At 41.8% G+C, this 10,665-nt stretch carries 7 protein-coding genes and 1 pseudogene; 3 read left to right on the forward strand and 5 right to left on the reverse strand.

The window, feature by feature from the left end:
* The 3 genes from ACKPQ4_RS05980 to ACKPQ4_RS05990 form a co-directional block, all read right to left on the reverse strand.
* On the reverse strand, positions 1-2,817 hold a 2,817-nt coding region (locus tag ACKPQ4_RS05980; protein ID WP_407680290.1), incomplete at its 3' end, for an STT3 domain-containing protein.
* An 83-nt stretch (positions 2,818-2,900) separates the two neighbouring features.
* Entirely contained in the window at positions 2,901-4,520 is a 1,620-nt protein-coding gene (locus ACKPQ4_RS05985) for a coiled-coil domain-containing protein (protein ID WP_407680291.1), read from the reverse strand.
* Entirely contained in the window at positions 4,517-6,793 is a 2,277-nt protein-coding gene (locus tag ACKPQ4_RS05990; RefSeq protein ID WP_407680292.1) for a hypothetical protein, read from the reverse strand. Before ACKPQ4_RS05990 ends, ACKPQ4_RS05985 begins: the two co-directional genes overlap by 4 nt.
* 89 nt (positions 6,794-6,882) lie before the next feature.
* Between ACKPQ4_RS05990 and def the strand changes: the two genes are divergently transcribed.
* Both def and ACKPQ4_RS06000 read left to right on the forward strand, forming a co-directional pair.
* The gene (gene def / locus ACKPQ4_RS05995) at positions 6,883-7,467 is read left to right on the forward strand and encodes a peptide deformylase (protein ID WP_407680293.1); all 585 of its coding nucleotides are present in this window, start codon (positions 6,883-6,885) and stop codon (positions 7,465-7,467) included.
* 15 nt (positions 7,468-7,482) lie between these two features.
* Positions 7,483-7,854, forward strand: coding sequence for a Fur family transcriptional regulator (locus ACKPQ4_RS06000; RefSeq protein ID WP_407680294.1), 372 nt, complete (start codon positions 7,483-7,485; stop codon positions 7,852-7,854).
* A gap of 5 nt (positions 7,855-7,859) precedes the next feature.
* Here ACKPQ4_RS06000 and ACKPQ4_RS06005 read toward each other — a convergent pair whose 3' ends face one another.
* On the reverse strand, positions 7,860-9,653 hold the full coding sequence (locus ACKPQ4_RS06005; protein WP_407680295.1) for a TonB-dependent receptor: 1,794 nt from the start codon (positions 9,651-9,653) through the stop codon (positions 7,860-7,862).
* A 240-nt stretch (positions 9,654-9,893) separates the two neighbouring features.
* Here ACKPQ4_RS06005 and ACKPQ4_RS06010 point away from each other — a divergent pair, with 240 nt between their 5' ends.
* A complete protein-coding gene (locus tag ACKPQ4_RS06010; RefSeq protein WP_407680296.1) occupies positions 9,894-10,487 on the forward strand; it encodes a YceI family protein in 594 nt (197 codons plus the stop codon).
* A 36-nt stretch (positions 10,488-10,523) separates the two neighbouring features.
* Here the strand turns inward: ACKPQ4_RS06010 and ACKPQ4_RS06015 are convergent.
* A pseudogene (locus ACKPQ4_RS06015) lies at positions 10,524-10,665 on the reverse strand (permease); the annotation flags it as partial.

Here is a 10,665-nt window from a genome sequence, read left to right on the forward strand (position 1 = left end):
GTCTCCACTAAAATAAGGTAGACTAGTTTGGATAAGATGAAATCGAGCACCCTTTTTTTCTATGGAGGGTACATCCATGAGTTTAGCTGTCTTGGGATCGTGAAGCTTGCGATGAAAAGAAAAAGGGATTGGAGTGGGCGAGTTTGGTAATGTTGCAAGGTTTTGAGATAAATCTGCTTCGATTTTGTAGCCACCTCTCATGTTGAGAATAATTTTGGAACCCTGGCTTGTTACCCAGTCAGCCTGTGTGAAAAAGGGTTGCTTCCTAGGATCTGCTCCCTTTTCAAACAATGGATGGGTGTAAACATCTTCATTGAATCGTGAAAGCAGATAACGACGGGCAAAAGAAGAACGAAAAGTATCCGCAGACATGATAATCAATTCGTTCAGATGAGGGATATGAATCAAACGCCGGCCCACAGCAGGGTCATTTTTCAATCCAACTGTAAGACCGTCTACAGAAACAGAGTCAACCATTCGTGCCGGTCCGCCAAGAGGGTCGATTTCAAAAGCTTGTCCGTAAGAAATCATTCCATTCTGAGTTCCTTCGATTAGCAAATCTCCACGCCGGTTTAATCGATAACCGCCGTTAAAGGCATAGGATGACCCTTCCCTTCTGCCTCCTCGAAGAATCGTCATAGGAGGCTCACTAAGGTTGGAAGCGTTACTTCCTGCATTACCAGGAAAATAGAGGTTACGTGAACTAAAGCTAAGAATGGTAGGAAAAATCCTCAAGATTTCGTAAGGCAGGAAAAGAAAGGTTTCCTGGGTTTTCGGAGGAAGGGAAAAACCGGGTTTAGAGGCATCAGCCAAAAAACCTTGGTAGAAAAGTTGTTCGGGGGAACCGTCACGAAATATTGCCTGAACTGCGGTGGAGTAATTACTTCCCCCCTTTATTTCATGTTGTTTTTGTAGACGGATAAAAGTTTCTGTTTTCAATCTCGCCAAGTTATAAGCTTGAACGGGAGATTTGGACCGCAAGATTTCCGAACTTAAAAAATTATCGATGGTTTGATGAGCCGGTGAAGTGAAAGTTCTTGTATTTCCATAATACCAACATCCAGACCCATAATCCCACCAAGTAACCACGAAGTCATCAGGATCCGATGCATTGTTTAACTCCTCTAAAACCTCCATCGTCTTAATCGGATAAACCACATGGGAGTGATAATTGGCTGCATGTTGTAAATTGGGGGTGGCAAACAAGGCTACCAAAAGAGCAACAAGCCCCAAACTAACCCACCCTGACCTTTTCTTGAACACATCGCTTTTCATCCTTTCTTTTAAAATTAGTCTTGCGGCACCCCAGGTTAGAACGATCAATAAAAAGGTTAGTCCAATAGCCGCGTAGTTGCCAACATGCACAGTAAACCTCAATCCTACCGCCCCTTTAAAACAATTGTATGCAATGGCTAGAAAAGGCAGGGTGATACAAAATTCCCAGTAGCGTAAAATAAGCAGTCCAAGCCCGATCAAACCAAGAATCGATGCAGGTATAACAAAACTAGCATTTTTAAGCCCCCCGGGCATACATCGAGGACATGAACAGGTAGGGGTATCTGCAAGGATACGATTTCGTACCACCTCGAAAGGGATTTTACTAGCTTCCCGAATAGTCGTTTTGACATCCAAAAACTTGAGGGAATCGGAATCGGCCACCATGGTCGCACCCGTTTGCCCAACAATCGAGTAGCTTTGTAATTTACCAGTAATTTTGGACCAAGTGCCCGAAAAAGGACCAATATTAATAAAAGGAAAAACCCCAACCCCCACAATTAAGAGGAAAATAGTTACTGTAAGGGGCATTGCTTTGGAGACGGATGGCCATGAATAAATTTTGAGGATTTTTGATTTTAAAGAAGAAAAAGAGGCAATAAGTAAAATAACTGGTAAGGATAATCCCAAAAAAAACATTTCTGGATTTTGTTCAATGCTTCCCCCATAGGACCAGTCTTCGGTAAATAAGACCCAAGACATTAGTAAAATAGTCGAAAGAGTGAAAGGGGTGGTCAATCCATCAAATATTTTCTTCCCCCCCACCCTGCTCTTTCGATCAAGCCAAGTATCGAAGACAGAGAGGCCAATGCGATAGGACATAAAACCTATGCACAGTGAACAGGTAACCGCTTGGATTGAACCATAAAAAAACCTACCTAAGAGCAAAGAAATCACAGCTGCCAGCAAATATCTAAGCGATAAATTCCGAGATGCCGCCAAGAGGAAGTAAACGGAGAAAGCAGGAGAAGTAATTGCAAAGATATCAGTATCATAGTACCCCGCAAGAGTGCGGTTATAATAGCTGTGAGTAATTCCAGCCAAGCAAGCAGCCGCAAAACCCCAAAAGGAACACCCGTACAACCTACCAATTAGTACGATTGGGATGCAAACCAGCCCAGCCACATAAACAGGTAACCACAAAAGCAGGTGCTCGATCGAAAGATCGGGAAAAAGACTGATTAACCAATATGGAAGTGCCGTAATCATCCCATTTTGATATACACCAGGGAGGAGACTGTTTTCTTGGTGCATGCCCAGTGCTGCTTTTTGAACAATGCTACCAAAGTAAAAACTGTCGTGGGTATTGGGCAGGGCTACTCCTTCCTTTACCATATTGGGACGAAGGAAAACGGATTCACCCTGTTCGTTTGTGTAATTTGCCTGAGCGTAATCGATCCACTCCAACCTGACCCAAAAACTAAGCAAGTAGGCTAAAAGGATGAGCACCAAGGTAACGGACCAAGGTGAATAATCCTTTGGCAAATCAATCAAACCTTTTCCAAACCCTCGATCCTTGATCGCAGATGTCAAAAAACTCATAGGTGAACCAAATTAGTGAAAAGGTAAAAAAACATCCAGTTCAAGCTAGATGACTTGGCACATGGAGTAAAGGAACCACGTATTTAATACTTAAACTTTTTGCTCAATCCAGAAAGTTTCTTTTTTAAATCTCGAAGTAAGGTATTTGTTTTATCAGCGTCAAAAGAATCCCCTAAAAGAGTTCTTGAACCACCTTCAATACGACCGCCCAAGTTTTTAACATGAAATGCGTAATCACCATTTACCATAATCCCCAATAACTCAGCCTTTTGAGAAAATACGAGATCTCCCTTTCCAGGATTGAATGCACCGGTTAAAAAAGCAAAACTCCTTTCGTCCACCTCAATATAACGACCATCTTTCTCGTCACGAAGGCACTTAGTCTGACCAAAACGACTATCCTTTACATCTACGACGACGGCATCATCAAACAAAAATGGATTCTGCGGTGCCCGAAAAAGCTCGATACCTGAAGATTTTACTAAATCCTGAGGGTTTGCATAAAGAGGAACTATGATCATGCGAGGATCATCCATAAATGCGATTTCCTTGACCTCCAGAGGGGCCTTCAACTTGGAGCCCGAAATTTGACCGGTTACGGATACAAGACGACGCGGGTTAAACTCAACACGAAATGGACTGTCCTTTGTATGAACAAGGGCATACACAAAATTCCCATCCACCATAAGAATAGTATCCATGGAAAATTTATCTTCACGAATGCTTTGGGTGATACCAAACTTGTGCGTGTAAGTTAGTTCCAATGTGACCTTATTTTGTTCATAACGGGTAAAAATTTCGTTAACCGAGCGGGTTTGCCTTTCGTTAAGTTTGCGGAAGTTTTCTTTTTGTGATGCTGCCGATTCCTGCACATCTTTTTCGACTTGAGAAACACCAGCTTTTACCGAGCTAACATCCTGAGAAACGGTAGAGATTTTCTCTCCTACCCCGGCCAACCCCTCCCCAACATTCTTAAGGTCCTGCCCGACACCGTCCAGTCCTTTATTCAAACTATCAATTTTTTGATCAATTTTGGCAGTAGAAGCAAGTAGTTCATCTGAACGCTTCTTTTCATCCATCAGCATTGCCCTTGCTTCGGAGGCAGCAAATTCTTGCGCTTTTGCCCTTTCCACTGAAGCAGCCAATTCCAATCGGGCAGCTTGAGCTTCTCTTTCTTTTTCTGATTTTAATTCAGCTAATTCTTCAGATTTTTTCTTGGCTTGCTCTAAATTTTTGGCCAAAAGTTCGAGTTCTTTTTTGGATGCTGCATTACTTTGCAAAAGTTCTTCTCTTTTGCTTTCGATTTCTTTGCGTTGAGCCTCCAATTTTTCGGCTTCATTTTTTGCAAGATCAAGAGCTTGTTCGTTTCCTTGAATTACCGCATCTTTGGATTCAATTTCCTGATCTTTTTGCTCAAGAATTTTTTGGCGTTCGGCAATTTCCGCCTCCAATTTAAGTTTTTGTTCGAATAGGTCATCCTTATCGCTGCTCAAATTTTCAAGCAATGTCTCATTTGTTGCCTCAAGTTCCGCAACAACATCGTCATAGTTTTCGCCGTCAGATATACGTTCAACAACTTCCTTAGAAACAATTTTTTGCCCATCCTGTGCAATTACGGCATCCTTGGGCACATCGAAGCGTGCCAAAGCAAGAATGCTAAGGAGCAGAAAATCGCAAACTACGAGCAGCAGACTGCGATTCATGCTCCTTTTTCTTCAGCTTGCTTGATCAGCAAATGGTTGCGGTATGGTCGAATTATGACAATTTTCAAAGCCGCAACAAAAAGGATCCCAAACAAGGTAGAGGTGTAAGCACCGATAAGGGCGTCTTGCTTTACATCTAAAATGAGGAGCAATATCAAAGAAAGCACGGTCCCTCCCAAACCGATATACAATCCAAGGTCGAACAAGTTTTCCTCGTTGTCGAGCAGTCCAAGTTTTAATCCAGACTTTAGCTCCTCGTTTTTGATTTGCGATACGCGAGACATGCAAATCATGAAAATCACAATTTGAATAAGCAGGAACACTCCTGCGATGATCGCGGTGACGATAGTTAGGTTTTGATCCGCCATAGATTCCTCATTGGCGTAGGCGAGCAGATTCGCAAGCGCAAAATCAAACCCGGCTACGGATACCTGCCCTCTCGGGGTCTGCAAAAGTGTAGGCTCAAGGGCAAGAACACCGAGCAATGCAAACAAGGCAGAAGCACAAAACCTGCGAGTCCAGCGCAGAGCATAATGACTGCTCGATCGCTGATAGCCAGGCTTTGGCAATGTTTTAGAGATAAAAAGAAGAAAACAGAAAAAAGATGCAACCAACAGGATGATTTTCAAGGTGATAGAAAGATCTCGGTGTTTATGAGATAAATTCGTTAATAATCCTCCCCCAAAAAACGGAAACAAGGGCTCGGCCAAACGAACGGCTAACCCACTTTGATGAATAGGCTTGTTGCGTAGAAGCAAATGATCAAGTGCTCCCTTACCGTGTGACATTGCGAGCTTTAAATCATCAAGGGCTCGTTCCACTGCGTCTTCATCACCATCTTTTTGATAAACTGGATAATTACGAACAAACTTAAGTATTCCCGAAGGATTGCCGGAAAGCAGGGTCGAGGTGTAGACAATTTGCAAGTCATGCTCGAATTTGGCTTGAATCACTTTCTTTTCCTCAATCATTTCAAGAAGTTGATTCCTTCGTTCCTCTCTTTTATCCATGGGTAAAAAGCCTACTTCACGACTCGCTTCTTTAACTTTTCCAATGGAAGCAGAAAGCGGGCGATTCATCATACGAATTAAGGCAGCAAGGTCAAAAATGCCCTGTAAATCAGGACAACTTTGAGTAAGTTCAGCCATTTGAATAAGGTTCATTTTGCGGGCTATCTGGTGAGCTGACCAGTAGAAGGAACGAATTCGCTCCTTCGATGAATGATCACCTTGTAATGCTTTTTGGGAAAGCCTGCCGATCTCAAATGCAGTATCGCTAGAATAATAATCCTTCTCGATCGACATTGCTGTACCAACCATCATGGGAACAAGAATTGGATAGGGTAGCCAACGTCCGTGGCTTTCCATTTTTCCTTCAGAATTAACAATTCCTCCAATAATTACAGCGTATCCACCGTCCTTGGTTCGACCTAGTTTGAGCATGACTGAGCGATCAGCCAGGTCTCCAAAATTCAAAGAACTGGGAAGGCTAAAGTTTCCCTCCACACTTCGTATATTTGTTTCCTTACCTTCCTTGCGGACATCAAACCATTCCGCATCCCCAGTAAACTCAGCCAACGCCGCTCGGGCTTCAGACAAACAAAGGTCCCGGACTTGAGCCTCTGTTACATTTCCTTCGAAAACCTCTGGTCCGCGCAAACCAACCGAAAGAAGGACTTTGCGACCTGAAAAATATGGATAATCCGTAAGCTTGGCTACTTTTACCCCTGGAAATGCAAAAACGAGAGGCTCATTGATCAACTTATTCCAGAAAAAACCGGGACGTCCATCCACAGGAATCGAACGAAGTAAAGCCTGAACGTTATCATTAGAACTCTTATCACGCAATCGATCCCAAAGATCTCCTCTTGAAGTAGCACGATTGTAAACAAAGAAAGCCTGAAACCTTCCTTTACCCAAGTTGTATTTGTCTAACCCCCCGAAATATTCGTTAAAGGTAAGCATATCAAAAATACTACCGCCTCCGGAAATAGATAGTTCAGGGTGAGCTTTTTGCTTACTTTCGATGGCATCGGCAAAATCTTGACGCTTGCTTACCGAAGCCAAAGGCAAAAGCATTTCAGCAGGACCAATATTATTCTGACGGAGTTGTCGGACCATTTCCTCGTCGACAGTCTTGGTGTTAAGTCCAACATCTGACAAAGAACGCTCAGAAACGGTTGCAAAATACACCGGTGAACCCAAACCAAGGATTCCTAAAATCAATGCTAAAGGAAGAAAAATAATTCCACCCAACTTTATCTTGTTTGCCATATCCAAATTGGGATACCTTTATCTAGAATTCCTTGATTCAATGCAATTTCAATTTAATTCATCTTCATTTTAGTCCATAGTTTTTACAAATGAGTTTATACATACGCTATTTTGGAGATTCTGTCTTACGCCAAAAAGGTCACAAAATTGAAAAGTTTGATGATCACCTTTCCAAGCTTTCCCAAGATATGCTTGAAATCATGCATGCTTCCGAAGGGATTGGTTTAGCGGCTCAACAAATTGGAAAAGCAATTCAATTCTGCGTGATGGAAGTTCCAGATCATCCAGAATATCCAACGACCTGCATAATGGACGGGAAACCACTCTCCTCCTCTCTAATCATGCCGCTTTCTCTCGCCAACCCAGTTGTAAAGACTTTACCCAGTGATGAATATTACTACGAGGAAGGCTGCCTGTCCTTTCCCGAGATCAATGCAGATGTTGCCCGCCCCGAACGAATCGTCGTAACCTATCAGGACTTGGATGGCGTTGAACACACCCTCGAATGCGACGGTTTGCTGGCACGATGCATACAGCATGAAGTCGACCATCTAAACGGAGTTCTATTTATTGACCGGATGGAAAAGCCGACCTTTGCGGAGATCAAAAAAGAAGTACAAACTCTCAAGAACAAAACCATCGAATGCACTAAAAATGCTCACAGGGGCAAATAGTGTTTCTTTTTTTGGATGAAAAGAAACACCAAGCAGGCAAAAGTCATAACAGAGGTGATTCGCTCTGCGGGTCGCCCACTTACTCCATTAGAGATTCATCAGTTCGCGTCCCAAAATATTTCCCAGCTTGGAATCGCCACCATTTATCGTCATCTAAAAGCACTTTCCGAATCAATGCAGGTTGTAGGGGTAGACTATCCAGGGCAACCTCCACGCTATGAATGGGTTGACGGCAAAGACAAGGTTCACTTTACCTGCCGATCTTGTGATAAGCTTTATGCATTGGCAGATACAACACAAGATACTCCTCCTGCCAAAGTCCCAAAGGGATTTAATGTACAGGGTTTTGAGGTTATGCTGTATGGCGTGTGCCCGCAGTGCGGGTAATAATCTTAGAAATGGTAAGTCAATCCAGCATGAACAGCTCTACCTAGTGCTGGATAGCCATGAACTTCGGAATATTCTTTATCAAATAAATTTTCGACTTTTGCACTAATTCCCAAGCCATTTTCAAATTGATAAGAAGAGAATAATCTAACTACTGTGTATTCGTCGGCATCTACAAATTCACCATAATTTGGAGTGCCCCACTCCCAATTCTTTTCCTTAGTTTTGTATTTCGAATTTAATTCAGAACCAATCATTAATGCTTCTTTTTCGTAGATTAATGAAATTGACCCAAAAAATTCAGGTCTGCGGTCTAGAAATCCGTCACCCGAATCTTTGTTTTTTGAGCTCATCATCGTTATTGAAGAATTAATTCGAAAATAATCATTTAGATAATTTTTTGATGATATTTCGAAACCATTTGTTCTTGTTTCGTTTATATTTTGAGGAGTCGTATCAATGAGGTTTTCATAATCTGTGTGAAAATATGTTAAACTCCAATAATCGTTCTTTTTAGTATAATAACGAAAACCAACCTCATAATTCTTGGATTCTTCAGATACTAAATCGGGGTTCCCCGGATACCAACTATCTGGACCAATTCCGTAGAGGTCCAATGCTGTTGGTGGTGCATAACCAGTGGAGTGTTTTAAAAATGTAGTAATGCTTTCGTTAAAAGATGTATTAATCCTCAAGTCGTAAGTTAAAGGGTTTTCGAAATCTGAATAGTCATCATACCTTACATTCCCACTTACTTCATTATTTTCACTCAATTTTGCATTAAATCCAACGGATGCACTTTTCTGCTCCCAGCTATTTCCTTCACTCCATGGTGATGCAGAAGGAGAAAGACCATCTTGTGCAAATTCTGTTTTTGAATATTCGGTACTAATCGTAAGCAAGAAATTGTCAGTCAACTGATTTTCAATGATAAGATCAATAGACTGTTCATCTGTTAAAGATTGCGTCTTATCTGATACATCACGCTGGCTAAGCAATTCATCATTACTGATTGAGTAAGTAAGACTAGCTCTTAAATCATCATCAGAGTATTTGATTTGAGGTGATATTAAGTACTGTTCGGTCTCTTGAAAGTTATCATAGTCTTCACTGTAAGTTGATCCAACAATACCTAATTCGCTCGTGTAACCAATTCCGAGAAGATTGAGATAAAGCTTATCACTTATTTGTTTTTCGACCAGGAATGATGCGGACAAGTTATCAAAATCAGAATTAGGTCGATCATTTTTTGTTTCAAACGAGGAAAAACCAAAATTCCCCGACAAACTATCTTCCTTGAAACTGGTATTATAATTCGAAGTTAATGTATCAAACGAACCAACCGATAAACCTACTTTAGATTCATGACCATTTCTCGAAGGTAGTAAACTTCGCATGTATACTGTTCCACCCATTGCATTAGCTCCATGTAAACTTGAAGAAGCACCACGAAGAACTTCAACACTTGAAGTATTCAAGAGAGGGAGTTCACCCAGATTATATGTTCTAGAAAAGCCACCGTTTAATTTCCTTCCCTCATAAAGAAAAGTTACATGATTGCTTTCACCTCCGCGGCTAAAGAGTGAGGTTTGCGAACCGATTTGACTAGTTCTTACAACAGCCATCCCAGGAACAGATCGTAGTGCATCTGACAAATTATAAATCTGTCTTTGTTCAAGATCGTCACCCGATATCCTCGTCACCCAAGGAGAGGCTTCACTGAGGGGTTGAGGCGTACGAGTCTCTACCACCACCATCGGTTCCAACTCCGCGTTTCCAAACAAGGAATGTCCAGCCAACAAACTGAACCCTAAGAATTTAATCAATCTACACATAAGAATTTATTGATAATTAATTATCAATAGTGATCAACAATGAAATTCTAATTAAAGTAATTTGATACATTAACCTGGTCAGAATAAGCGATTTACGCATTCGACTTTAGATTAACCTGAGGTTACAAAAATAGGATGATTAATAAGCAAAAGCTCTTTTGTACAATAGTTACAATTAGTACTTTTGCCGTAAGTCTTCCCGCCATGGAATTTGACTTTCGTCCCCTTGCATCCCTTTGCCGGGTCGAAGTCAATCTGTCCACCGGCTTTGGAAGCGGTTCAATTAGGGGAACTTTTGGGCAAATGGTTGGAACATTAAAATTCCATCCAGAATTCCCAGAAAAAACGAGTGGTATGATCGCCTTAAGTACCCGCTCCTTGCGTTTTAACTACCCAAAAGTTGCCTACGAAGCTCATGCCCCCGAATGGCTAAATTCTTCCCAATACCCCCAAATTTCTTTCGATCTCGAAAGCTTGAAAGATATTTCCTGGCATGGGAAAGAATTACGATCGGAAGCGTTGGGTATTTTAAAAATCAAAGGGGTTGTGAGGTCTATCCAAATTCCCCTGTCCACTCACTACTTTCGCAAAGAACGCAGGAAATATGAGGGGAAAAATGGAGACTTACTTCGCCTAGAAGGTTTGGTCAAAATCCCCCGATCAGAAATTGGACTATCTCCAGGAAAACTTACCAATGCAGTGAAGGAAGAAATTACCATTCTTATATCACTCACCGGTGCTTCTGACAGGGTACGTCCCTTTCTGCCATCTCGTCTTTTTTCAGGGCAGTCTTTTTAACTGCTTGTATCCATACAGTAGAACTCTAAGTACCGATTAATCGTCCGACCCACCCGTAAGGCTCATAAGAACTTGCAGAATGTAGAAAAAAAGCAGAGCGACAGATGAGAACAAGGCCAAAGAGGCTGCAACATGCTGATTGGGCTTGTAGTGGTGTAGAATATTAGAAGTGGTGTAA

The sequence above is a fragment of the Candidatus Chordibacter forsetii genome, from assembly GCF_964187505.1.
GTDB lineage: Bacteria > Verrucomicrobiota > Verrucomicrobiia > Opitutales > Seribacteraceae > Chordibacter > Chordibacter forsetii.